We start from the raw sequence: 23,711 nt of genomic DNA, 5'->3' as shown, positions 1-23,711 counted from the left end.
CCGAGTGCAAACCCCCTCGCCCGGGGGCACCGGCCCGCCGCGGCCCTCGCGCGCGCGGTCCGGCACCGCCGGCGACCGCCCCCGGCGGGGGGCGGTCGCCGGCGCGGCGGCTCAGAGGCCGCGCACGCTCTCGGCCTGGGGGCCCTTCTGGCCCTGGCCGACCTCGAACTCGACGCGCTGCCCCTCCTCGAGGGAGCGGTAGCCGTCGGCGACGATCGCCGAGTAGTGCACGAAGACGTCGGCGCCACCGTCGTCCACGGTGATGAAGCCGTACCCCTTCTCGGCGTTGAACCACTTCACGGTGCCCTGAGCCATTGCCTTCTCCTGGTGGTGCAGCGAGCGGGACGCCCCCGGCGTCGCCCGGGGACGGGTCTCACGCTGCCCGCGGCGGTGAGGCCGTGGGCGAGGCCCGACGTGCCGGCCCCGTGCAGGACGCGCTCATCGAACTGATCGACCGCTGCTCAGGCTAGTGGTGGGAGGGGCTCGCGGGGCAGGGTTCGACCAGGCCGGTCCGCGGGGCGGGACACCTCACAGCAGCCCCGCGGCGGTGCCCACCAGCGGGCCGGCGACCCGGCGCACCGCCAGCACCGCCGCGCCGGCCACCAGCAGCACCAGCGCCGACCAGGCCAGCACGAGCAGCAGCACCCCCGCGGGCGAGCGGCGCGTGCGGTGCGCCCCGCGCCGGGCCGCGAGCTGGCGCGGCCCCCGCCCGCCGCGCGCGCTCAGGGCTGCACGCCCAGGCGGCGCGCCGAGCGGGCGCGCTGGCGGCTGGAGCGCATGCGCCGCAGGCGCTTGACGAGCATCGGGTCGTGCTCGAGCGCCTCGGGGGTGTCGATGAGGGCGTTGAGCACCTGGTAGTAGCGCGTGGGCGTCAGGTCGAACATCTCGCGCACCGCCTGCTCCTTGGCGCCGGCGTACTTCCACCACTGCCGCTCGAAGGCCAGGATCGCGGCGTCGCGGCGGCTGAGCGCACCCTCGGCCCCGCCGGGCTCCGCGCCCCCCTCGCGCGCCGTCGCGCCGACCTGCCCCTGCGACCCGTCCACGACCTGCCCCTCTCCTGCGACCGGCCCCACTGTAGGAGGCGCCGGCGGCGCGGGCCGCGCGCGGCGCGCGGGGCCGGGCGCACCGCGTTAGCGTCGCCGCGTGCCCGCCCAGCGCCCCGGACCCGAGCCGCAGCAGACCGCCCTGCCCCTGGACGCCGTCGGGGAGGGCGGGGACGGCGACGACCCCGCGGGCCTGGGCATCGACGACCTGGACCCCGGCTGGGCGCGCGCGCTGGCCCCGGTGCGCGCGGAGCTGTCGGCGCTCTCGGCGCGCCTGGCCGCCGAGCCCGGCCCGTGGCTGCCCGCGCCCGCCCACGTGCTGCGCGCCTTCCGCCAGCCGTTCGACCAGGTGCGCGTGCTGCTGGTGGGGCAGGACCCCTACCCCACGCCGGGGCACCCGATCGGGCTGGCGTTCGCCGTGGAGCCGCACGTGCGGCCGCTGCCGCGCAGCCTGGTCAACGTCTACAAGGAGCTGCGCGCGGACACCGGCGTGCAGCCGCCCGCGCACGGCGACCTGAGCGCCTGGACCCGCTCGGGCGTGCTGCTGCTCAACAGGGCCCTGACCGTGCGCGCCGGCGACGCCGGCTCGCACCGGCGCCTGGGCTGGCAGGCCGTCACCGACGCCGCCGTGCGGGCCCTGGCCGCGCGCGGCGGGCCGCTGGTGGCGCTGCTGTGGGGCCGCGACGCGCAGTCCGTGCAGCCGCTGCTCCAGGGGGTGCCGGTGGTGACCGGGGTGCACCCCAGCCCGCTGTCGGCCTCGCGCGGGTTCTTCGGCTCGCGCCCCTTCAGCCGCGTCGACGCCCTGCTGCGCGAGGCCGGCGGCGAGGGGGTCGACTGGCGGCTGGACGCCTGAGCGGGTCCCGCGCGCGCCGCGACCCGCCCGGCGCCCGGCCGCGCGGGCACGGCACGATGCCGCCATGAGCACCTCCCCCGCCGAGAGCGGCAGCAGCGCAGGCAGCGGCACCGGCAGCGTCGTCCGCACCCCCTTCGGGCGCACCCGCCGCGGCGAGCCCGTGGAGCGCTGGGAGCTGCGGCTGCCCTCCGGGGCGAGCGCCGAGGTCCTCACCCGCGGCGCGGCCCTGCACCGGCTGCGCGTGCCCGACGCGGCCGGGGCCCGGGGCGACGTGGTGGTGGCCCTGCCCGACGTGGCCTCCTACGAGGCCGCCGAGGGCTACCCGGGCGCGGTGGTGGGCCGGGTGGCCAACCGCCTGGCCGGCGGGCGCTTCACCGTCGACGGGGTCGAGCACCGCGTGCCGCTCAACGACGGCCCCAACGCCCTGCACGGCGGCGCCGAGGGCTTCGACCAGCGGGTGTGGCGGGCCGAGGAGGTCGCCGCGGCGGCCGGCCCGGCGGTGCGGCTGAGCCTGCGCAGCCTCGACGGCGACATGGGCTTCCCCGGCGAGCTGGTGGCGGCGGTGACCTACGCGCTGTCCGAGGGACCGGACGGGGTGGTGCTGCGGCTGGACTACGAGGCCACCACCACCGCGGCCACGCCGGTGAACCTCACCAACCACGCCTACGTCAACCTCGACGGGCCCGGCACGGTGGAGGACCACGTGCTGCGCGCGCACGCCTCGCGCTACCTGCCGGTGGACGAGGTGCTCATCCCCACCGGCGAGCTGCGCGAGGTGGCGGGCACCCCGTTCGACTTCCGCTCCCCCGCCCGCCTGGGCGAGCGGCTGCGCGAGGCCGACGAGCAGCTCCTGCGCGCCGGCGGCTACGACCACAGCCTCGTGCTCGACGACGCCGGCACCGGCGAGCGCGAGGTGGTGGAGCTCACCGGCCCGCGCAGCGGCCGGCGGCTGCGGGTGCGCACCGACGCGCCGGGCCTGCAGCTCTACACCGGCAACTTCCTGGACGGCGCCTGGCGCGACCTGTCCGGCCGGCCGGTGCGCCAGGGCGACGCCCTGTGCCTGGAGACGCAGCTGCTGCCCGACGCGGTGAACCGGCCGGCGTTCAGCGAGGGCGGGCTCGGCGGCGGGCTGGCCGGGGCCGTGCTGCGCCCGGGCGCGGTGTTCACCACCACGACCTCGTTCGTGCTGGACGCCCCGGGCGCCTGACCCCGGGATCAGGCGCGGGCGGCCCCGGCGACCGCCGGGGCCGCACCGGTGCGCCCCGGGCCCTCAGGCGCGGCGGACGGTGACCTTCGGCGGCACCTGCAGGGTCTGGGCGATGACGCAGTAGCGCTCGGCCAGGGAGACCATCTTCGCCTCGGTGGCCTCGTCGGCGTCGGAGGTGAAGTCGAAGGTGACGGTGACGTCGGTGATGCCCACGGGCACGGAGCGGTCCACCCCGAGGGTGCCGCGCGCGTCCCAGGTCGCCTCGGCGGTGACGCTGGCGCCGCGCAGCTCCACGCCCATCGCCGTGGCGACGCTGCGCAGCGTCACGCCGGCGCAGGCGGCGACGGCCTCGCAGAGCATGTCGGCGGAGCAGGCCTCGGTGCCGTCGCCGCCGGCGGCCGGGTGCAGCCCGGCGCGGGTGGTGCCGGCGAACCCGTCGACGGAGACCCCGATGGACTGCCCGTCCAGCACGGCCACCGCCCGCGCGGGCACGGCCGCGGAGGCGGGGTCCTCGCGGTACTTGTCCTTCAACGGCTTCTGCAGGGCCCTGAGCTCGGTCGCGTCCACCGGGGCACCCTAAGGCCGCGCGGCGGTGCGCGCAGCGGCCGCCGCCCGGTCCCGCGGCGCGCGGCCGGGCGGCGGGCGGGCAGCGGGCGGGCAGCGGGCGGGCAGACTGCCCCGCGTGAGGTGGGCGACGGCGGTGCGGACCGCGGAGCAGGTGGCCGAGCGGTGCGCGCACGTGGCGGCGCAGCCGCCGGGGATCGTGCGGCTGCGGGTGTCCGAGGCGTGGCTGTGGGGGCCGCTGCTGGGCCCGCCCGCCGAGGAGGTGCCCGACGAGGGCGGCGTCGGCGCGGCGCTGGTGTGCGACGCGGACCCGGTGGAGTGCGCCTGGGGCACCGCCCCGCCCGGCGCCGGGCAGTGGCTGGCCGCCTCGGGCCTGGCCAAGCGGCCGGTGCGGGTGGTCTTCCGCCCCGCGGGGCGCCCGGTGGCCAACCACGCGGTCACCGCGCCCGTGCGGCTGTGGTCGCTGGAGGGCGGCACCGACGGGGCCGTGCTGGAGGCGCTGCGCGCCGGGGAGGGCGCCCGGCTGCGCCCGCCGGAGCCGGCGCCGGAGGTGCTGCGCGCGCAGCTGGAGCAGGAGCTGGCGGCGAGCCTGACCGCGGTGCGCCGCACCAGCGGGGACTTCGCCGCGCACCGCTGGGCGCCGGGCTCGCCGCTGGGGCGCGCCGACGCCCTGGCGGCCGCGGTGGCCGGGCACCTGGAGCTGCTGGACGCGCTGGGCCGCTGAGGGCGCCGCCCCCGGGGACCCGGCCCCCCGGGCCCCGGGTCCCCGGGTGCCTCAGGGGCAGACGACGCGCCACACGTCGGCGTGCATCTCGAAGCGCTCGTGGCGCTGCGGGTCGCTGACCTCGCCGTCGGAGTTGAGCCGGAAGGTGCCCTCCAGGGCGGTGATCTCCACCGTCCTGCCGGTCGTGGTGGTCACGTCGTGGCGGTCCACGTGCACGCCGCTGCGCAGGCCGCTGGCGAAGCCCAGGCGCGCCAGGGGCCCGGTGGAGGTGGACACCACCACGTCGGCGACGCCGTCGTGCGGGTCGGCGGCGGGCACCAGGGGGGCGCCGCCGCCGATGGTGCCGCCGATGCCGATGCCGACGACGAGCAGCGGGCGCTCCCCCGTGGCCACCACGCGGCCGTCGACCTCCACCCGCAGCCGGAAGCCGCGCCCGGCGCCGACGCCGGCCCACAGCGCGCCCACCGGGTAGGCGCCGGCGCGCAGGACGCCCTTCAGCCGCTGCGCCCTGGCGGTGGCGGCGGCGCCGATGCCGGCGTGGACGGTGTTGACGGTGATCCGCTCGTGGCCGTCGACGAGCAGCTCCAGGTCGCGCGGGCGCCCGCGCAGGGCCACCCGCGCGGCGGCCACCGGGTCCAGCGGCAGCCGCAGGGAGCGGGCCAGGTCGTTGCCGGTGCCCAGCGGCACCACGCCCAGGGGCCCGACGTCGCGGGTGGCGCCGGCGTCCCAGAGCAGCTGCAGCGCGGCGTGCAGGGTGCCGTCGCCGCCCAGCAGGACGACGCGGCGGCCGTCGCCGGCCAGCAGCGCCGCGCGCAGGTCGTCCAGGCCGCGGGTGCGCCGCAGCTCGACGTCGGCCTCGCGCCCGAGCTCGCCGACGACCGCGTCGACCGCGGCCTCGCGGGCGGACCCGGCGGCGGCGTTGACGACGGCGAGGACCCCGCCCGGTGGTGGCTCCCCCGGCCCCGGCGCGGGGCGCGGCCCCGCCTGCTGCTGCTCTCCCACACCGGGACCAACGCCGCGGCGGCGGCGCGCGTGCCCGGCGCGGGCGCGCTCACGGCGGGTTCACACCACCTCGCCGGCGGGCGCGGGCGCGGGCGCCGCGAGCAGCCGGTCCAGCAGCCGGGTCAGCGCCGGCACGTCGGCGACGACGTCGGCGACGTTGTCGAGGAACCTCAGGCGCCAGGGCAGCGCCGGCTCGGTGCCGGGCAGGACGTGGTGGTGCAGGTCGGCGACCGCGGCGAGCTTGTGGAAGGTGGGGTACGACAGGCCCGAGGGGGCGATCTCCACCAGGTGGGCGCCCGGGGGGCAGTACAGGGCGTTGGTCAGCCCCGCGCCGTGCACGCCCACCACCAGGCGGGCGGAGGAGAAGAGCGCCACCTCCTCGGCCAGGGTGGCGTCGGCGGTGTCGACGACGGCGAGGCCGCGCTCGCGCACGACGCGCAGCACCTCGCCGCGGTTGAGCAGCCGGCGCCGCCCGTCGCCCACCCGGTCCACGAACAGCGCCGCCGGCCCGCCGCCGCGGCGCAGCGGGGCGACGCGGGCGCGCACGTCCTGCACGACCCAGCGCGGGACGTCGTAGCCGGCGGAGGGCACGGAGGTGACCAGCAGGCGCTCGGCGGTGAAGCGGTGCCCGAGGCCGGTGGGCACCGGCACGCGCGCCGCGCGGGGCACGCCGAGGTGGTCCAGCCACTGGCCGAGGTGGGGGTGGATCGGCTCGGGGACGAGCCAGTGATCGACCTCGCGCGGGTCGGCGGCGGCGGCCAGCAGGCTCAGGCGGGGCACGGCCTGCACCGTCCAGTGGTAGTAGTTCGGCGCCCACGGGGACAGCAGCGAGGCCGTGGTGCCCGCCAGCGCGCGGGCGGGCCCGTCGGGCCGGGCGGGGGCCGCCAGCCGGCGCGCCGAGGAGGCCCGCTCCTGGGGGCGGTCGACGTCCTGCCACAGGTCCGCGATGAGGCGGCCGGAGTCGAAGACCCAGCCGGCCCCGCCGACGACCGTGGCGCCGCGCACGTCGAGGACGAACTGCTCGCCCGCGGCGCCGACGTGCCCGGCGCGCCAGGAGCGCCACGTGCCGCGCGGCAGCCCCTCGGGGCGGTGCAGCGGCACCGGCCCGGTGGCGGGGTGGACCGGGACCCGGCGGGCGCCGCCGCGGGCGGCGAGCTCGGTGGAGGTCGTCTCGGGGTGCGCCGCCGCGGGCGCGGCCGCGGCCCGCAGCCGGTCGCGCACGTGGAAGCCGAGCGCGCGCCGGAGCAGGTAGGGCCAGCCGACGTTGCCCGTCGCCACGTCAGCGATGGTGACGGTTCGCTCGGGACGTGACCACTCTCACGTCGCGTCACCCCGCGTGACGGCCCGTGCGGCGGCCCGCGCGACGGCTCGCCGGGGGCGCGGGCGCGCTCAGGCCAGCGGGTCGGCCACCCGCCCGGCGCCGTCGGCCCAGCGGTAGGCGCGGCGGCCGCCGACCAGCACGTGCAGGGCGCGCGAGGACACCAGCAGCGGGTCGCCCGACCAGACGACGACGTCGCCGTCGAGGCCGGGGGCCAGGGAGCCGACGCGGTCGTCCAGGCCGAGCACGCGGGCGGGGTTGAGCGTCATCGCGCGCAGCGCCTCGTCGGGGTCCAGGCCCTCGCGCACGGCCACGGCCGCCGAGAGGGTCAGGTGCTGCACCGGCACCACGGGGTGGTCGGTGGTCAGGGCGACGGTGACCCCGGCGCGCGCGAGCACCCCGGGCACGGCGGGCGTGCGGTGGCGCAGCTCCGGCTTGGAGCGCGAGGTCAGCAGCGGGCCGACGACGGCGGGCACGCCGGCGCGCGCGAGCACGTGCGCCACGAGGTGGCCCTCGGTGGCGTGGTTGAGCACCAGCCGGTAGCCGAACTCCTCGGCGATGCGCACGGCGGTGGCGATGTCGTCGGCGCGGTGGGCGTGCTGGTGCCAGACGATCTCGCCGGCCAGGACGCGGGCCAGCACCTCCGCGTCGCGCTCGTCGCCGACGGGCTCGTCCCACGGTTCGCCGGCGGCCAGCGCCCGCTCGCGGCGGGCGGCGTGGCGGCGGGCGGCGGCGAAGGCGTCGCGCAGGGCGGCGGCCACGCCCATGCGGGTGGTGGGCCCGTCGTTCTTCTTGGGGTTCTCCCCCAGCGCGCTCTTCACGCCCACGGGCGCGCGCAGCAGCATCTCGTCGACGGTGGCGCCCCACGTCTTCAGCGCGGCGGTCTGCCCGCCCACGACGTTGGCCGAGCCGGGCATGACGACCGCGGTGGTCACGCCGACCGAGAGCGCGTCGGCGAAGCCGGTGTCGGCGGGGTCCACGCCGTCCAGGGCGCGCAGCCGGGCCCCGCGCGGGGTGCCCTTCTCGTTGACGTCGGCGCCGTGCCAGCCCTCCCCCTCGGCGTGCACGCCGAGGTGGGTGTGCGGCTCGACGAAGCCGGGCAGCACCAGGTGGCCGGTGGCGTCCAGGACGTCGGCGCCCTCCGGCACGGCCACGTCGGGGCCGACGGCCTCCACGCGCCCGCCGCGCAGGAGCACGGTGGCCCGCTCGCGCTCGCCGGCCCAGCCGGGGGTCAGGCGGAGGACGGTGCCCCCGACGATCGCCACGTCCCGCAGTGCGCTGTCCACCGGCGCAGTGTGCCCGGTGACCGCGGCGGGGCACCGGCTCGGGGTCGTACCGGGGTCGCACCGGTGCCGGCGACCGGGCGGGTCCCCGCCTTCCGGAACAGGTTCCCGACGTTCCGGAAGGTGCGGCGGCGTTTCTGCCGCGCCCCGGCCCGGTGGCCGCTACCGTGACGACCCTCACGCCCCGGCGACGGTCCGGGGAGGACGAGGAGGTTCTGGTGAGCACGACGGACCACGGATCCAGCGGCCCGCCGTCCGGCGCGGGCCCGGCACGCACACCGTACGAGGAGGTGCGCGACTCCCCGGAGTTCCAGGCGCTGCGGCGGCGCTTCCGCCGCTTCGTCCTGCCGCTGTCGGCGCTGTTCCTGGTGTGGTACGCCACCTACGTGCTGCTGGCCGACTACGCGCACGGCTTCATGGGCACCCGCCTCGGCGGCAGCAACATCACGGTCGGGCTGCTGCTGGGGCTCGGCCAGTTCGTCTCCACGTTCGTCATCACCACGGTGTACGTGCGGTGGGCGAACAAGAACTTCGACCCGGCGGCCGAGGAGCTGCGCCGCCGCGTGGAGGGGGGTGACCGGTGAGCGCGGCCCTGAGCGCCCTGCCCGCCGCGGCGGCCGGCACGGACATCGGCAACCCGGGCGTCAACATCGCCATCTTCGCCGCCTTCGTCGCGGTGACGCTGGCCGTGGTCATCAAGGCCAGCCGCAACAACCGCTCGGCGGCCGACTTCTACGCCGGCGGGCGCGGCTTCACCGGCCCGCAGAACGGCGTGGCCATCGCCGGCGACTACCTCTCGGCGGCCAGTTTCCTCGGCATCGCCGGGGCCATCGCGATCTACGGCTACGACGGGTTCCTGTACTCCATCGGGTTCCTCGTCGCGTGGCTGGTGGCGCTGCTGCTGGTGGCGGAGCTGCTGCGCAACACCGGGCGCTTCACGATGGCCGACGTCCTCAGCTTCCGGCTGCGCGAGCGGCCCGTGCGCACGGCCGCGGCGATCTCGACGCTGGCGGTGTCGTTCTTCTACCTGCTGGCGCAGATGGCCGGCGCCGGCGGGCTGGTCGCCCTGCTGCTGGGCATCGACTCGCGCGCGGGGCAGAACGTCGTCATCGCGGTCGTGGGCGCCCTCATGGTGCTCTACGTCCTCGTCGGCGGCATGAAGGGCACCACCTGGGTGCAGATCATCAAGGCGTGCCTGCTCGTGGTGGGCGCGGCCGTGATGACGGTGTGGGTGCTGGCCCGCTACGGCTTCAACCTCTCGGAGGTCCTCGGCGCGGCCGTGGCCGCCCCCGGCTCGGCCGGCGAGGCCCTGCTGGAGCCCGGCGCGCAGTACGGCGCCAGCGAGACCTCCAAGCTGAACTTCCTGTCGCTGGCGCTGGCGCTGGTGCTGGGCACCGCGGGCCTGCCGCACGTGCTCATGCGCTTCTACACGGTGCCCAGCTCCAAGGAGGCCCGCCGCAGCGTGGTGTGGGCGATCTGGATCATCGGCGTCTTCTACCTGTTCACCCTCGTCATCGGCTACGGCGCGGCGGCGATCGTCGGGCCGGACGCCATCCGGGCCGCTCCGGGGCGGGCCAACTCCGCCGCGCCGCTGCTGGCCTACGAGCTGGGCGGCACGATCCTGCTGGGCGTGATCGCGGCGGTGGCGTTCGCGACGATCCTCGCGGTTGTCGCCGGCCTGGCGATCACCGCCAGCGCCTCCTTCGCGCACGACATCTACGCCAGCGTCATCAAGAAGGGCGAGGTCTCGCCCACCGCCGAGGTGCGGGTCGCGCGCATCACGATCGTCGTCATCGGCGCGGTCGCCATCGTCGGCGGCATCTTCGCCAACGGGCAGAACGTGGCGTTCCTCGTGGCGCTGGCGTTCGCGGTGGCCGCCAGCGCGAACCTGCCCACGATCCTGTACTCGCTGTTCTGGCGGCGGTTCACCACGCGCGGCGCGCTGTGGAGCACCTACGGCGGCCTGCTCTCCTGCCTGGTGCTCATCGCGCTCTCCCCGGTCGTCTCGGGCAAGACGGACCCGGTCACCGGGGCGAGCCTGTCGATGATCACCGACACGTCCGTGGACTTCTCCTGGTTCCCGCTGGAGAACCCGGGCCTGGTGACGATCCCGCTGGCCTTCTTCCTGGGCTGGCTGGGCTCGGTCACCGGCCGCGAGCGCGGCAACGAGAAGCGCGCGGCGGAGATGGAGGTGCGCTCGCTCACGGGCGCCGGCGCGGAGAAGGCCGTGCAGCACTGACGTCCCCTGCGCGTGCGAGGAGCCGCGGACGGCCGGGTCGCCGGTCGTCCGCGGCTCCTCGCGCGTGGCGCCCCGGGCGCTCAGGCGCAGGCGGGCTTGACGGGCACGGGCAGGCCGGTGTCGGCCCAGGTGTCGGTGGAGAAGTCGATGCCGGCGGGGGCGATGACGGCCCCGTAGCGGCTGCCGTGGCCGTAGCGGTTGCGGCTGAAGACGACGTTCGAGAAGTTCGCCACGCAGCTGACGTTCACCGAGTACGCCCCGCCGTTGAAGAAGTTGTCCTCGAAGCGCGCATCGCGCAGCACCTGCGCACCGGTCTCGCTGCCGAGCTGGACGGCGGCGTTGAGGAAGTCCGCGGAGCCGGCCTGGCGGGGGTCGAAGGTGTTGCGGCGCACGAGGATGCCGGTGCCGGAGGTGGACTGGGTGCCGTCGGTGTGGACGCCGTCGGCGCGCACGAGGTCGTGCACCCAGCTGTCCTCGATCGTCACGCGGTCGCCCAGGCGCGGGCCGTCGTGGGTGCCGCGCACCTCCACGCGCCGCAGCGTGTAGCCGCTCCAGCCGATCGCGACCTCCGCCTTGCCGCGGCCGTCGATCTCGGAGTCCTCCATGACGAAGCCGGGGGCGTCGACCAGGCTGACGGCGCGCAGCTGCTCGCTGTCGCAGGTGATCCGCGAGTTGCGCACGGTGACGCCGGGGGCGTGCACCGTCAGGCAGCCCTGCACGTCCAAGCCGTCCAGGACGGCGCCGGCCTCCCAGACCTCCAGGTCCGTGGAGGGCGTGAGCTGCACGCCGGCGGGCACGCCCGTGGTGGCGGCGCCCGGGTACCCGGCGGGCACGCTCGTGGTGTCCAGCGGGACGGCGCGCAGCCACTTGGTGACCGTCTGGACCTGGTACTTGCCGCTGTAGAGCCTGGCCACCAGGGCGACGGCGCCGGTGCGCCCGGTGAGGTCGGCGGTGCCGGTGCCGGTGTGGGTGGTGCCGTCGAAGGTGACCGCGCCGAGGGTGCCGACGACCGCGCCGTCGAGGGAGTAGGTGCCGCGGTCGAACTTCACCGGGGTCGTCACCGCGATGGGGACCGTCGTCGCGGGGATGTTCGCCATGTTCACGCTGGCGCCCTGGTACGTCATGCCGGGGGTGGTCGCGGCGCGCGCGGTGGGCGCGGGCAGCACGGACGCGGCGGCGACGGCCGCGAGCAGCGCGGCGGTGACCAGGGAGCGGACGCGGGAGGCGCGGGAGCGGGAAGCGGTGATCACAGGATCCTCCGGAACTCAGCGGGTCGTTCTGCTGAAGTTCTCGGGACGGTCCAGCGCCTACTGCTTCGGCCAAGGCGTCACGGCGAACGGGTGAGCCGGGGTTTGAACCGGTGACCGCCAGGGCGTGGCGCCGCTCACCGGCCGGACCCCCGGTGCGCCCGCGGGGAGGTCGGGCGGTTCCGCGGGGTTCAGCGGCGGCCGAGCGGCGGGGTCGCCGAGCGGGGCGCGGTCAAGTCGGCGTGGCGGCGGTCCGGCCGGGCGCGCCCGACCAGGTCGCGGGCCGTGCGCAGCAGGTACCAGGCGCTCACGAGCGCGGCCAGGACGACGAGGGCCCGCGCCTAGTGCGGCAGGACCCAGTCCCGCGGGCGTAGCGCGGCGAGCAGACCGAGCACGAGCGCCACGGGGGCGCCCCAGCGCAGCGACCACCACCGCGGCCGCGTCAGCGCCACGGGCAGGCGTAACGTCCCCCAGGCGACGAAGGCGGCGTAGGTGACGACGTTCACCGCGAAGCCGATGTTCATGGTGAGCAGCACGCCCAGGTGGAACAGCGAGGCGATCGCGATCCCCACCCGCCACGCCCGCCAGTTCAGCGCGGCGAGGACGAGCAGCCCCTCCAGCAGGACGGTGGCGACGTCGGCGACCTCCCACAGGAAGGCGCTGCGCACGTCCAGGGCCGTGCTCGCCAGCAGTTCGGTGCGGCCGTTGACGTGGTACTGGGTGAACATCACGCCCTGCACGGCCTGCGTCGCCGGGGACAGCCAGCCGCTGAGCAGCTTGGGCACGGCGGCCGTGAGGAAACCCAGTCCCACGAGGAGCGCGAGCAGCCGCAGCGGCCACTGCGGCGGGGCGGGCACCGCGCTCCCGGGCCCGGCCCGGCGGGCGCGGCGCAGGCCGTCGACGGAGACGGCGTCCCCCCAGCGGGCGAACGCGAGGACCAGCGGCACCAGCACGAGGAAGATGTCGTGGTCGATCTTGCCGAGGCTGTACGCGATGCCGTTGCCGGTCAGCAGCGTCAGCCCGACCACGACGGAGGCGGTGCGGGTGAACAGCCCCAGCAGCAGGAACGCGGCGGCGACGGCGAGGAGCAGGTCCAGGCCGGTGAGCACCGCCGGCGGCGGGACGGCGCGCAGCAGCATGAAGGGCCCGGGCGGGCCGTCGACGAAGGAGTCCGGGAAGGCCCCCACCCAGGCGAACCGCCGGGGGGTCAGCAGCAGCAGCAGGGCGAACAGCACCCGGTAGCGCCCCAGGTCGGTGGCGGTGAAGGGCCCGCGCTCGACCCACCGGTCGAACGCCGCCCACGCCCGGCTCACCGGTCACCGCCGGCGGCGAGGTCGACGCGCACGTGGTCGAGGTCCTCGAGCACGCGGCGGGAGCCGTCGTCGAGGGAGTACCCGACCCGCTGCCAGCGCACGTCCAGCGCGGTGACGGGCCGGTCGTCGAGGGTCGCGGCGCGCTCGCGCAGCCAGGCCACCGTGCGCGGGTCGTCGGCGGCCTCCTGGTCGCCGAAGCCGCGGGCGAAGACGTAGCGCGGCAGGACGCCGGTGGGCGGCAGGACCTCCTCGACGCTGCTGGTGCGCCGCTGACCGCCGGCGAGCTCGAGGGTGACCTCGGCCTCGGTGGTCACCGCCTCGCGCCCGGCCAGGGGCACCCCGCCGAAGGAGGGCTGGTAGAGGCCGGGGTACGGCTCGGAGGCCAGGTGGCGGATCCCGACCTGGAGGGGCAGGGCGATCACGGCGAGGGCGAAGACCGCCCGCACTGCCGTGCGCCGGGGAGCTGCGCGGTGCGTGGTGGTCGACACGGGTGAACCCTAAGAGTCACCACGTAATCCCGTAGCGTCATTTCCCGGATCGTCCCGCCCCCCGTTCGGGGGTGTCGACGACGGGGACGGGACGGCTCAGCAGGCCTTGGCGACGGGCACCGCGGTGGCGCTGTCGGACCAGGTGTTCCCCGACAGCTTCACGCCGGCGGGAGCGATCACGGCGCCGTACTTTCCGCCGTGGCCGAAGCGGTTGTCGCGGAATACCACGCTCTTGTCGACGTTCGCGGTGCAGCTGACGTTGACGGAGTAGGTGCCGCCGTTGAAGTAGTTCCTCTCGAACACCGCGTTGCGCAGCTTCTTCGCGCCGGTCTCGGTGCCCAGCTGCACGGCGGCGTTGAGGAAGTCGTCGGCCCCGGGGGTGCGCGGGTCGAGGGTGTTGTGTCGGACCATGATGCGCTCACCGCTGGTGGACTGCAGCGCGTCGGTGTGCACGTCGGGGTCGCGGACCAGGCCGTGCACCCAGCTGTCCTCGATCGTCACGTCGCTGCCCAGGCGCGGGCCGTCCTGGGTGCCGCGCACCTCCACGCGCCGCAGCGTGTAGCCGCTCCAGCCGATCGCGACCTCGGCGGTGCCGTTCGCGCCGTCGATCTCGGAGTCCTCCATGACGAACCCCTTGGCGTCCTGCAGCGCCACGGCCTGCAGGCGGGCGTCGGCGCAGGTGACCTTCGAGTTGCGCACGACGACGTTCGCGGCGCGGACGGTCAGGCAGCCCATGTCGAGGCCGTCGAGCACGGTGCCGGGGGTGGTGACGACCACGTCACCGGTGCGCTGCAGCACCTTGCCGGCGGGCACGCCGGTGGTGGCGGCGTTCGGCCAGCCGGCCGGGATGCCGACCGGGGTGGGCGGGACCAGTCGCAGGACCTTGAACACGCTCTGCACCATGTACTTGCCCTTGTACAGCTTGGCGACGAGGGTGACCGAGCCGGTCCGCCCGGTCAGGTCCACGGTCCCGGTGCCGCGGTACGAGCCGTCGGCGTCGACGGCGGCGGAACCGACGGTGCCGACCTGGGTGGAGCCGACGAAGTACACGGCGCGGTCGAAGGCGACCGGGGTGACGGTCTCGATCGCGACGGCCGCAGCGGGGATGCGGGCGTTGTTGACGGTGGCGCCGTCGTAATTCATCACCGGGGAGGCGGCGGCCTGCGCGGCGGGGGCGGTGCCGATCCCGGCGCCGGCACCGAGGGCGGCGACGAGCGCGGCGGCCGCGAGCAGGGTGCGCGAGCGGCGGGGGCGACGGGCGGCGGCGGGGCGGGCGGCGGTGAGCACGGGAGGACTCCTGGTCCGGGAGGGGGTTCGTTCTTCTCCCCCCATGCATCGGGGCGCCCCGGCGCCTACTCTCTCCGCCCGCAGTGTGCTGGCGAACGGGTGATGCCCGGTTACACCCGTTCCCGTGCCCGTTCCCGCCCGTTCCCCGCGCGTGTCGGTGCGCCCGCCGGGGCCTGGACCGCTCGGCGCCGCGCCCTCAGCCGCGGGGCGCCGCGCCCGCCCCCGCGCGGGAGGCGCGCTGCGCGGCGGCGGCCGCGTCGTACAGCTCGCGCGCGACGGCGCCGTGCCGGCGGGCGACCTCGCGCACCGCCTCCTTCAGGCGCTCGCCGGCGCCCACGCGCTCCAGCACGCGCGCCACCAGCTCCGCCTCGTCCAGCTCCTCGACCCCGGCCCCCTCCTCGGCACCGGCGACGACCAGGCACACCTCCCCGCGCACCTCGCGCTGCCCGGCCCAGCGCGCCAGCTCCCCCAGGGGGGCGCGCACGACCTCCTCGTACGTCTTGGTCAGCTCCCGGCACAGCGCGGCCGGGCGGGCGGCGCCGAAGGCGGCGACCATCGCGGCGAGCGTGGCGGCGGTGCGGTGCGGGGACTCGAAGAAGACCAGGGTGCGCCGCTCGGCGGCCAGCTCGTGCAGCGCGCGCTCGCGCTGGCCGGGCTTGCGCGGCGGGAAGCCCTCGAAGGCGAAGCGGTCGCTGGGCAGCCCCGACAGGGCCAGCGCGGTCAGCGCCGCGGAGGGCCCGGGCAGGGCGGTGACGAGCAGCCCGGCCTCGGCGCAGGCGTGCACCAGCCGGTAGCCGGGGTCGGACACCGAGGGCATCCCGGCGTCGGTGACGAGCAGGACGGTGGCGCCGCCGGCGACCTCCTGCACCAGGGCGGGGGTGCGGGCGACCTCGTTGTGCTCGTGGTAGCTGAGCACCCGCCCGGCGGGGGCCACGCCCAGCGCGGCGCACAGGCGGTGCAGGCGGCGGGTGTCCTCGGCGGCCACGACGTCGGCGGCGGCGAGGTGCTCGCGCAGCCGGAGCGAGGCGTCGCCGGGGTTGCCGATGGGGGTGGCGGCCAGCACCAGGCGCCCGCGCCCCGCCACGTCCGCCACCGGGCCCGCCGCCGTGTCCACCGGCGTATCCACCGCCGGGCCCGCCGGCGTGTCCACCGCCGGGTCCAATACCGGGTCCACCGCCGGGTCCGGCGCCTCGCCCGTCGCGGCCCCGCCGTCGCTCCCCGTCGCCTCCACCCCCCGATCCTCGCGCACGCCGCGCCGCGGCCGGCGCGCGGCCGTGCGCGCGGGTGCGCACCTACGATGACGGACGTGATCGACAGCCGCGGGGACGTCGCGTGAGGCCGCTGCCGAGGACCGCGCCGTGAGCGCGACGAGCGCGGGCGCCCGGCCCGCGGCGCGCCGCTGGGACGAGCGGGAGGCGCGCGAGCGCCTGCTGGGCGGGGACTCGGAGACCACCGCCGAGCCGTGGTGGCGCGGCTGGGTGCCGCTGCTGGTGGTCACCGCGATCGGCGGCCTGCTGCGCTTCTGGCGCCTGGGCGAGCCGCACCAGCTCGTCTTCGACGAGACGTACTACGTCAAGCAGGGCTGGTCGCTGCTGCAGCACGGCGTGGAGCTGCGCAACGACCCCGACCTGGGCGCGACCCCGGACGCGCTGTTCACCGCCGGCACGCCGGACGTCTTCGACACCGTCGGCGACTTCGTCGTCCACCCGCCGGTGGGCAAGTGGATGATCGCGGTGGGCCAGTGGCTCTTCGGGGTGGACTCCTCCGTCGGCTGGCGCTTCTCGGCGGCCGTGGTGGGCACCCTGTCGATCCTGCTGGTCGGGCGGGTGGCGCGGCGGCTGTTCCGCTCCACGGTGCTGGGGGTGACGGCGGCGGTGCTGCTGGCCACCGACGGGCTGCACTTCGTGGAGAGCCGCACCAGCCTGCTGGACGTCTTCCTCTCCTTCTGGGTGCTGGTGGCGTTCGCCTGCCTGCTAGTGGACCGCGACCGGGCCCGCGAGCGGCTGGCGCGGGCGGTGGCCGAGCGGGGCGCGGACGGCCTCGGCCCGCGCCTGGGCCTGCGCGGCTGGCGGCTGGCGGCCGGGGTGAGCCTGGGCCTGGCGTGCGGGGTGAAGTGGTCCGGGATCTACGTCGTGGCCGTCTTCGGGCTGCTGACGGTGCTCTGGGACGCCGGGGCGCGCCGGGCGGTGGGCGTGCGGGCGTGGCTGCCGGCGGCGGCCTGGCGCGACGGGGTGCCGGCGTTCCTGTCCACGGTGCCGGTGGCGCTGGCGGTGTACGTGGCGAGCTGGGCGGGCTGGTTCGCCTCCAGCGCCGGGTGGGGCCGGCAGTGGGGCGAGCAGCACCCCTCCTCCGGCGCCGGGGCCCTGGTGCCGGACGCGCTGCGCTCGCTGTGGCACTACCACCAGCAGGCGTACGCCTTCCACGTCGGCCTGGACAGCCCGCACCCGTACGCGGCCAACCCGTGGTCGTGGCTGGTGCAGGGCCGGCCGACCTCCTTCTTCTACGAGGACCCGAAGCTGGGCCAGCAGGGCTGCGAGGTGGCGGCGTGCTCGAAGGCGATCACCTCGCTGGGCACGCCGGTGCTGTGGTGGGCGGGCCTGGTGGCGCTGGTGGTGCTGCTGTGGTGGTGGGCGCTGCGCCGGGACTGGCGCGCGGGAGCGGTGCTGGCCGGGTACGCGGCCACGTACCTGCCGTGGTTCCAGTACCAGCACCGCACGATCTTCACCTTCTACGCGGTGGTCCTGGTGCCGTTCGTGGTGCTGGCGGTGACCTTCGCGCTGGGCCTGCTGCTGGGGCCGGACCCGGGGGCGGCGGTGCTGCGCGGGGGCGCGGACGTGGAGGCGGCGCTGCGCCGGCGCCGCCGCGGGGCGCTGGCCGCCGGCGCCGTGGTGGTCGCGTGCGTGGCCTGCTTCGCCTTCTTCTGGCCGGTCTACACGGCCCAGGTGATCCCCTACGGGTCCTGGCAGGACCGGATGTGGCTGCCGAGCTGGGTGTGAGGCCGCCGGCGCGGCGGGGCCCGGCCGGGAGGGTGGTGCACGCTCCGTGATCGTCATGTGACAGTCACCGAGGGCAGTCGGTACAGTGCAGCCCGTCACAGGCTGCTCCGTCCGGGCAGCCGCGATCGGACGAGGTCTGCCTCATGACTGCACTGCTCGTGGCCAACGACGGCGGACACCTCATGCAGTTGAAGACGCTGTCCCGCCGCCTGCCCATGGACGACACCTTCCACTGGGTCACCGTGCCCACCCCGCAGTCGGAGTCCCTGCTGGCCGGCCAGGACGTCACCTGGGTCCGGCCCGGGCCCACCCGCGACGTGGGGGCGGCCCTGCACAACGCCGTGCTGGCCTTCCCGCTGTGCAAGCGCCGCCGGCTGTCCGCCGTGGTGAGCACCGGCTCCAGCCTGGCGGTCTCCGTGCTGCCCCAGGCGCGCCTGCGCGGCACGCCCGCCTACTACATCGAGAGCGCCACCCGCACCGACGGGCCCTCGCTGAGCGGGCGGGTGCTGGCCAGGGTGCCCGGGGTGGAGCTGTACACCCAGAACGCCTCCTGGGCCTCGCGCAAGTGGAAGTACGCCGGCTCGGTCTTCGACGGCTGGCAGGCGCGCCGCGCGCAGGCGCCCGGCAAGGTCTCCCGCGTCGTCGTCTCGCTGGGCACCTCGCGCACCTACGGCTTCCGCCGCCTGCTGGAGCACCTGGCGCCCCTGCTGCACGACTCCGGCGCCGAGGTGCTGTGGCAGACCGGCACCACGGACACCACCGGCCTGCCCGTGCTCGGCGCGCGCGCCGCGGTGCCGGCCGCCGAGCTCGGCGCGGCCATGCGCGAGGCCGACCTCGTCGTGGCGCACGCCGGCACCGGCGTGGCGCTGGAGGCGCTGCAGGCGGGCAAGCTGCCCCTGCTGGTGCCGCGCCGCGCGGAGTTCGGCGAGCACGTCGACGACCACCAGGAGCAGATCGCCGGGATGCTGCGCGCGCGCGGCCTGGCCGTGGTGCGCGAGGCCGACGCGATCGGCCCCGACGACTTCCTCGCCGCCGCCGCCAGCGCGGTGGACCTGCGCGGGGACGCGCAGCCGCTGGCCCTGTAGGCGCCCGGCCGTCCGGCCCGCCCGGCCCGCCCGGGCGCGCCGGGCGGCCGGCTCAGCGCACCACGGTGAGGTGCTTGAGCAGCGGCTGCCACCACTGCTCGTTCTCGCGGTACCAGGCGACGGTCGAGGCCAGGCCCTCCTCGAAGCCGACCCGCGGCTCGTAGCCCAGCTCGGCGCGGATCTTGGAGGTGTCCACGGAGTAGCGGCGGTCGTGGCCCTTGCGGTCCTCGACCTGGCGCACCCGCTCCCAGCCGACGCCGAAGGCGTCCAGGATCCGCCCGGTGAGCTCGCGGTTGGTCAGCTCCGTGCCGCCGCCGATGTTGTACACCTCGCCGGGGCGCCCGCCCTCGAGCACGAGCTGGATGCCGCGGCAGTGGTCGTCCACGTGCAGCCAGTCGCGCACGTTCAGGCCGTCGCCGTACAGCGGCACCGTGCCGCCGCGCATCAGCGAGGTGATGAACAGCGGCAGCACCTTCTCCGGGAACTGGTACGGCCCGTAGTTGTTCGAGCAGCGCGTCACCACCGTCGGGACGCCGTGGGTGCGGTGGTAGGCGCGCGCGAGCAGGTCGCTGGAGGCCTTGGAGGCCGAGTACGGGCTGTTCGGCTCCAGGGCGTGGTCCTCGGACCAGGAACCGGACTCGATGCTGCCGTACACCTCGTCGGTGGAGACGTGCACGAACTTCTCCACCCCGTGCCGCAGCGCCGCGTCCAGCAGCGTCTGGGTGCCCACGACGTTGGTGCGCACGAAACCGGCCGCGCCGGTGATGGAGCGGTCGACGTGGCTCTCGGCCGCGAAGTGCACCACGACGTCGGTGTGCGCGACGAGGGCGTCCACGGTGGCGGCGTCGGTGATGTCGCCCTCGACGACCTCCAGGCGCGGGTCGGAGGCCACCGGGTCGAGGTTGGCGAGGTTCCCCGCGTAGGTGAGCTTGTCCAGCACCACCAGGGAACCCACCCCGCTCGCGCCGTGGGCCCCGGTCAGGGCGGAGCGCACGTAGTGGCTCCCGATGAAACCTGCACCGCCCGTGACCAGGAGTCTCATGAGAGTCATACTACGGTGCCATGCGCGGAATCATCCTCGCCGGCGGCTCCGGCACCCGGCTGCACCCCATCACCCGGGGGATCAGCAAGCAGCTCGTGCCCGTCTACGACAAGCCGATGGTGTACTACCCGCTGTCCACCCTCATGCTGGCCGGGATCCGCGACGTCCTCGTCATCACCACCCCGCACGACGCCGAGCAGTTCCAGCGGCTGCTGGGCGACGGCTCGCAGTTCGGCGTCTCGATCAGCTGGGCGGTGCAGCCCTCCCCCGACGGGCTGGCGCAGGCGTTCCTCATCGGCGAGGAGTTCCTGGCCGGGGAGTCCGTCGCGCTCGTGCTGGGGGACAACATCTTCTACGGCCCCGGCCTGGGTTCGCAGCTGCGCCGCTTCGACGGCCTCAGCGGCGGGGCCGTCTTCGCCTACTGGGTCAGCGACCCCAGCGCGTACGGCGTGGTGTCCTTCGACGCCGACGGCAACGCCACCGGCCTGGAGGAGAAACCCGCCGTCCCCGCCAGCAACTACGCCGTGCCGGGCCTGTACTTCTACGACCACGAGGTCGTGGACATCGCCAGGGGCCTGCGCCCCTCGGCGCGCGGCGAGCTGGAGATCACCGACGTGAACCTCACCTACCTGCGGCGCGGGGCGCTGAAGGTGGAGGTGCTGCCGCGCGGCACCGCGTGGCTGGACACCGGCACGTTCGACCAGATGCTCGCCGCGGCCAACTACGTGAGCACCCTGGAGGCGCGCCAGGGCCTGAAGATCGGCTGCCCGGAGGAGATCGCCTGGCGCAACGGCTGGCTGAGCGACGACGAGCTGCGCGAGCGCGGCGAGCGCCTGGCCAAGAGCGGGTACGGGGCGTACCTGCTCGAGCTGCTGGCGCGCGCGGCGCGCTGAGCCGCGCGCTCAGCCCAGCACCGAGGCCGCGGCCAGCTCCCACCGCTCGCGCCAGGGACCGATCGGTTCCACCCCGGCCGCGGCCAGGCCCGAGGTGTCCAGCACCGAGAACGCCGGGCGCGGCGCCGGGCGCACGAACTGCGCGCTCGTGACGGGTTCCAGCGCCACCCGCTCCAGCCCCGCCGAGGCCAGCACGGCGGCGGCGAACCCGTACCACGAGCACCGCCCCGCCGAGACGGCGTGGTGGGTGGCGGCGGGGGCGCCGGCGGCCACCAGGTCCAGCACCAGGCGCGCGACGTCCCGCGTCCAGGTGGGCTGCCCCACCTGGTCGTCCACGACGGACAGCGCCCCGCGCTCGGCGCCGGCGCGGGCGATGGTCCGCGGGAAGCAGGAGCCGTGCGCCCCGTACAACCAGGCGGTGCGCAGCACGAGCGCGTCGGCGCCGCTGGCGGCCACCGCCCACTCCCCCGCGGCCTTGGTGCGCCCGTACGCCCCGCGCGGGGCCGGCAGGGCGCCGGCCGGGTACGGCTCGGTGGCGGTGCCGTCGAAGACGTAGTCGGTGGAGACGTGCACCAGGCGGGCGCCGGCGGCGGCCGCGGCCACCGCCAGGTTGCGCGCGCCGAGCGCGTTGACCGCGAACGCCGCGCCCTCCTCGGTCTCGGCGGCGTCCACCGCGGTGTGCGCGGCGCAGTTCACGACGACGTCGGCCCCGGCCGCCGCGCGCCGGCACTCGTCGGCGGCGGTGACGTCGAGGTCGGCGCGGCCCAGGGCGCTCACGTCCTGCCCGGCCCCGCGCAGCACGTCCACGACGTCCACCCCGAGCATCCCGGTGGCCCCGGCCACGACCCAGCGCACGCGTCCCCCTCCGCTCCCGGTACCCGACGGGCGGCAGCCTACGGTGACGAATCGCTCACCGACAGCATCGCCCCCTGCGGCCGGGCTCGCTAGGGTGCGGCGTGCGCGCGGCCGCCCGGCCGCGCGCGGCGAGCGGGGGAGGGACGCGGTGCGGACGCGGGAACTGGGCATCGCCGGCGCGTGGGAGATCACCCCCCGGCAGTTCGGCGACGAGCGCGGCACGTTCCTGGAGTGGTTCAGGGAGCCGGCGCTCACCGGCCTGACCGGCCACCCGCTGGCGCTGGCGCAGGCGAACTGCTCGGTGTCGGCCGCCGGCGTGCTGCGCGGCGTGCACTACGCCGACGTGCCGCCGGGACAGGCGAAGTACGTCTCCTGCGCCGCCGGCGCCGTGCTCGACGTCGTGGTGGACCTGCGGGTCGGCTCCCCCACGTTCGGCCGCTGGGACTCCGTGCTGCTCGACGACGTGGACCGCCGCGCGGTGTACCTGTCCGAGGGCCTCGGGCACGCGTTCCTGTCCCTGGCCGACGGCTCCACGGTGGTCTACCTGTGCTCGCAGGGCTACGCCCCCGAGCGCGAGCACGGCGTGCACCCGCTGGACCCGGACCTGGGCATCGAGTGGCCGCGCACCGGCCGCGACGGCCGCGAGCTGACGCTCACCCTGTCCGCCAAGGACGAGCGGGCCCCCACCCTGGCGCAGGCGCGCGCGGCGGGCGCGCTGCCGGAGCTGGGCGCGGTGGAGGGGTTCGTCGAGGGGCTGCGGGCGGCCGCGCGGCGCTGAACCGGTCCGCTCAGGCGTTGCCGCGCCAGGGCGGGGAGGGTTCGCGCAGCAGCCGGCGGGCGGCCTCGCCGATCACGGCGCTGTAGGTGGGGTAGGCGAACTCCACCCGCGCCAGCGTCGCCACGTCCACCCCGGCGGCCATCGCGGTCGTGACCGCCTGGACGATCTCGACGGCCTCCTCCCCCACCGCGTGCGCCCCCAGCACGACCTCGCGGCGCCGGTCGGCGACGAGCTTGAGGAAACCCCGGGTGCGGTCGTCGATGATCGGGCGCTCCATCTGCGCGAAGGGCACCGTGACGACGTGGCAGCGCGGGTCGCGCGCGCGGGCCTCCTCCTCCGTCGCGCCGACCCCGGCGTAGTCGGGGTCGGTGAAACCCCCCGCGGGCAGCAGCCGGTGCGGGGCGCACCGGGTGGGGCCCAGCACCGCGTTGTGCGCGGCGGCCTCGGCCTCGGCGTGGGCGGCCTGCACGAGCATCGAGCTGCCGGTGGCGTCGCCGGCGACGAACACGTGCGGCACCTCGCTGCGCAGGTGCTCGTCCACCGGCACCCCCGCCGGCGTGGCGGTGATGCCGGCCGCCTCCAGCCCCAGGCCCTCCAGGGCGGCGGGCCAGCCGACGCTGAGCACGACCGCGTCGAAGGCCTCGGTGCACCCGCGCCCGCCCTCGCGCCAGGTGAGGTCCACGGCCCCGTCCGCGCGGCGGTCGAGCCGCTCCACGCCCTCGATGCCGGTGCGCACGCGCACGCCCTGCTCCTCGAACGCCTCGCGCACGGCGTGCGAGACGTCGGCGTCGGAGGTGGGCAGCACCCGCGGGGCCAGGTCCAGCAGCAGCACCTCGCTGCCCAGCGCGCGGAACACCGTCACCAGCTGGGCACCGGTGTTGCCCGCGCCGACGACGGCCAGCCGCCGCGGCAGCGCGGGCAGGTCCAGCACCTCCTCCGGGTGGGTGGCCAGCTCCGCGCCGGGCAGCGGCAGCCGGCGCGAGCGCCCGCCCACGCACAGCACGACGCTGCGCCCGCGCACGCGCCGGCCGGTGCGCTCCAGCTCCAGGGTGTGCGGGTCCACGAAGCGGGCCCGGCCCTCCAGCACCAGGTCCACGCCGAGGTCGGCCAGGCGCTGCGGGTCCGCCTTGGCCTCCTGCACGCGCTCCACGGTGGCGCGCACCCGCGCCACCGTGGCGCTCCAGTCCACCGACTGCCCGGCCACGGCGATGCCGTGGTCGGCCGCCGTGCGCACCTCGCGCACCAGCCGGGCGGTCTTGGCCAGCACCCGCGTGGGCACGCAGCCGGTGTTCACGCACGTGCCGCCGGTGCGGCGCGCCTCCAGCAGCGCGGTGCGCGCGCCCAGCTCCGCCGCCCGCACCGCCGCGGAGGTGCCCGCCGGGCCTCCCCCGACCACCACCACGTCGTACTCCGCCGGTCCGTCCACGCCCCCAACGTGCCCCGCGCGGCGGGCACCCGCCACCGGTCGCGGTGTGAGAACCACCACCCGGCGGG

At 76.6% G+C, this 23,711-nt stretch carries 23 protein-coding genes; 9 read left to right on the top strand and 14 right to left on the bottom strand.

Going from position 1 to position 23,711, the window contains the following annotated elements:
• Positions 1-111 precede the first annotated feature (111 nt).
• Entirely contained in the window at positions 112-315 is a 204-nt protein-coding gene (locus tag ACRYR7_RS01620; RefSeq protein WP_179749831.1) for a cold-shock protein, read from the bottom strand.
• 407 nt (positions 316-722) lie between these two features.
• Positions 723-1,043 carry a DUF3263 domain-containing protein gene (locus ACRYR7_RS01615; RefSeq protein WP_432570323.1) on the bottom strand — a complete coding sequence of 107 codons (321 nt, stop codon included), beginning with the start codon at positions 1,041-1,043 and terminating at the stop codon, positions 723-725.
• Between the two features lie 193 nt (positions 1,044-1,236).
• Between ACRYR7_RS01615 and ACRYR7_RS01610 the strand changes: the two genes are divergently transcribed.
• Together ACRYR7_RS01610 and ACRYR7_RS01605 are read left to right on the top strand one after the other, a co-directional pair.
• Positions 1,237-1,896 carry a uracil-DNA glycosylase gene (locus tag ACRYR7_RS01610; protein WP_432570335.1) on the top strand — a complete coding sequence of 220 codons (660 nt, stop codon included), beginning with the start codon at positions 1,237-1,239 and terminating at the stop codon, positions 1,894-1,896.
• 64 nt (positions 1,897-1,960) lie between these two features.
• Positions 1,961-3,103 (top strand): aldose epimerase family protein, encoded by a 1,143-nt coding sequence (locus ACRYR7_RS01605; protein ID WP_432570322.1) that lies wholly within the window; start codon positions 1,961-1,963, stop codon positions 3,101-3,103.
• Between the two features lie 63 nt (positions 3,104-3,166).
• On the opposite strand, the gene ACRYR7_RS01600 is transcribed toward ACRYR7_RS01605, so the two are convergent.
• Positions 3,167-3,670 carry an OsmC family protein gene (locus ACRYR7_RS01600; protein WP_432570321.1) on the bottom strand — a complete coding sequence of 168 codons (504 nt, stop codon included), beginning with the start codon at positions 3,668-3,670 and terminating at the stop codon, positions 3,167-3,169.
• A 115-nt stretch (positions 3,671-3,785) separates the two neighbouring features.
• Here ACRYR7_RS01600 and ACRYR7_RS01595 point away from each other — a divergent pair, with 115 nt between their 5' ends.
• On the top strand, positions 3,786-4,391 hold the full coding sequence (locus tag ACRYR7_RS01595) for a DUF7711 family protein (RefSeq protein WP_432570320.1): 606 nt from the start codon (positions 3,786-3,788) through the stop codon (positions 4,389-4,391).
• Between the two features lie 51 nt (positions 4,392-4,442).
• Here ACRYR7_RS01595 and ACRYR7_RS01590 read toward each other — a convergent pair whose 3' ends face one another.
• From ACRYR7_RS01590 to ACRYR7_RS01580, 3 genes are all read right to left on the bottom strand, one after another.
• On the bottom strand, positions 4,443-5,393 hold the full coding sequence (locus ACRYR7_RS01590; RefSeq protein WP_432570319.1) for a diacylglycerol/lipid kinase family protein: 951 nt from the start codon (positions 5,391-5,393) through the stop codon (positions 4,443-4,445).
• Positions 5,394-5,453: 60 nt separating this feature from the next.
• Positions 5,454-6,671, bottom strand: a complete 1,218-nt coding sequence (locus ACRYR7_RS01585) for a glycosyltransferase family 61 protein (RefSeq protein WP_432570318.1) — start codon at positions 6,669-6,671, stop codon at positions 5,454-5,456.
• Positions 6,672-6,782: 111 nt separating this feature from the next.
• On the bottom strand, positions 6,783-7,997 hold the full coding sequence (locus ACRYR7_RS01580; RefSeq protein ID WP_432570317.1) for an amidohydrolase: 1,215 nt from the start codon (positions 7,995-7,997) through the stop codon (positions 6,783-6,785).
• 215 nt (positions 7,998-8,212) lie between these two features.
• On the opposite strand from ACRYR7_RS01580, the gene ACRYR7_RS01575 reads away from it, so the two are divergent.
• Both ACRYR7_RS01575 and ACRYR7_RS01570 read left to right on the top strand, forming a co-directional pair.
• Complete coding sequence (locus ACRYR7_RS01575) at positions 8,213-8,578, top strand: DUF485 domain-containing protein (RefSeq protein WP_432570316.1); 366 nt, start codon at positions 8,213-8,215, stop codon at positions 8,576-8,578.
• Entirely contained in the window at positions 8,575-10,233 is a 1,659-nt protein-coding gene (locus ACRYR7_RS01570; protein ID WP_432570315.1) for a solute symporter family protein, read from the top strand. The genes ACRYR7_RS01575 and ACRYR7_RS01570 overlap by 4 nt, the downstream gene beginning before the upstream one ends.
• 80 nt (positions 10,234-10,313) lie before the next feature.
• Here ACRYR7_RS01570 and ACRYR7_RS01565 read toward each other — a convergent pair whose 3' ends face one another.
• From ACRYR7_RS01565 to rsmI, 5 genes are all read right to left on the bottom strand, one after another.
• Positions 10,314-11,483: a right-handed parallel beta-helix repeat-containing protein gene (locus ACRYR7_RS01565; RefSeq protein ID WP_432570314.1), complete on the bottom strand. Its 1,170-nt coding sequence runs from the start codon at positions 11,481-11,483 to the stop codon at positions 10,314-10,316.
• A gap of 338 nt (positions 11,484-11,821) precedes the next feature.
• On the bottom strand, positions 11,822-12,793 hold the full coding sequence (locus tag ACRYR7_RS01560; protein WP_432570313.1) for an HTTM domain-containing protein: 972 nt from the start codon (positions 12,791-12,793) through the stop codon (positions 11,822-11,824).
• Positions 12,790-13,281 (bottom strand): hypothetical protein, encoded by a 492-nt coding sequence (locus ACRYR7_RS01555; protein ID WP_432570312.1) that lies wholly within the window; start codon positions 13,279-13,281, stop codon positions 12,790-12,792. The genes ACRYR7_RS01560 and ACRYR7_RS01555 overlap by 4 nt, the downstream gene beginning before the upstream one ends.
• 96 nt (positions 13,282-13,377) lie before the next feature.
• Complete coding sequence (locus ACRYR7_RS01550; RefSeq protein ID WP_432570311.1) at positions 13,378-14,568, bottom strand: right-handed parallel beta-helix repeat-containing protein; 1,191 nt, start codon at positions 14,566-14,568, stop codon at positions 13,378-13,380.
• A 196-nt stretch (positions 14,569-14,764) separates the two neighbouring features.
• Positions 14,765-15,682, bottom strand: a complete 918-nt coding sequence (gene rsmI / locus ACRYR7_RS01545) for a 16S rRNA (cytidine(1402)-2'-O)-methyltransferase (protein WP_432570334.1) — start codon at positions 15,680-15,682, stop codon at positions 14,765-14,767.
• A 244-nt stretch (positions 15,683-15,926) separates the two neighbouring features.
• Between rsmI and ACRYR7_RS01540 the strand changes: the two genes are divergently transcribed.
• The gene (locus tag ACRYR7_RS01540) at positions 15,927-17,564 is read left to right on the top strand and encodes a dolichyl-phosphate-mannose--protein mannosyltransferase (RefSeq protein WP_432570310.1); all 1,638 of its coding nucleotides are present in this window, start codon (positions 15,927-15,929) and stop codon (positions 17,562-17,564) included.
• Between the two features lie 143 nt (positions 17,565-17,707).
• Positions 17,708-18,649, top strand: coding sequence for a glycosyltransferase (locus ACRYR7_RS01535; protein WP_432570309.1), 942 nt, complete (start codon positions 17,708-17,710; stop codon positions 18,647-18,649).
• A 52-nt stretch (positions 18,650-18,701) separates the two neighbouring features.
• Here ACRYR7_RS01535 and rfbB read toward each other — a convergent pair whose 3' ends face one another.
• The gene (gene rfbB / locus ACRYR7_RS01530; RefSeq protein WP_432570308.1) at positions 18,702-19,691 is read right to left on the bottom strand and encodes a dTDP-glucose 4,6-dehydratase; all 990 of its coding nucleotides are present in this window, start codon (positions 19,689-19,691) and stop codon (positions 18,702-18,704) included.
• A 20-nt stretch (positions 19,692-19,711) separates the two neighbouring features.
• Here rfbB and rfbA point away from each other — a divergent pair, with 20 nt between their 5' ends.
• Complete coding sequence (rfbA, locus tag ACRYR7_RS01525; protein WP_432570307.1) at positions 19,712-20,584, top strand: glucose-1-phosphate thymidylyltransferase RfbA; 873 nt, start codon at positions 19,712-19,714, stop codon at positions 20,582-20,584.
• A 9-nt stretch (positions 20,585-20,593) separates the two neighbouring features.
• Here rfbA and rfbD read toward each other — a convergent pair whose 3' ends face one another.
• Entirely contained in the window at positions 20,594-21,439 is an 846-nt protein-coding gene (gene rfbD / locus ACRYR7_RS01520; protein WP_432570306.1) for a dTDP-4-dehydrorhamnose reductase, read from the bottom strand.
• A 148-nt stretch (positions 21,440-21,587) separates the two neighbouring features.
• Between rfbD and ACRYR7_RS01515 the strand changes: the two genes are divergently transcribed.
• Complete coding sequence (locus ACRYR7_RS01515; protein ID WP_432570305.1) at positions 21,588-22,217, top strand: dTDP-4-dehydrorhamnose 3,5-epimerase family protein; 630 nt, start codon at positions 21,588-21,590, stop codon at positions 22,215-22,217.
• Between the two features lie 10 nt (positions 22,218-22,227).
• On the opposite strand, the gene ACRYR7_RS01510 is transcribed toward ACRYR7_RS01515, so the two are convergent.
• Entirely contained in the window at positions 22,228-23,643 is a 1,416-nt protein-coding gene (locus tag ACRYR7_RS01510) for a dihydrolipoyl dehydrogenase family protein (RefSeq protein WP_432570304.1), read from the bottom strand.
• Positions 23,644-23,711: the final 68 nt, after the last annotated feature.

The organism is Kineococcus gurbantunggutensis (assembly GCF_050871925.1).
Classification (GTDB): Bacteria; Actinomycetota; Actinomycetes; order Actinomycetales; family Kineococcaceae; genus Kineococcus.
Note: the sequence above shows the minus strand (reverse complement) of the source record. Positions and strands in the feature narration are given on the sequence as shown.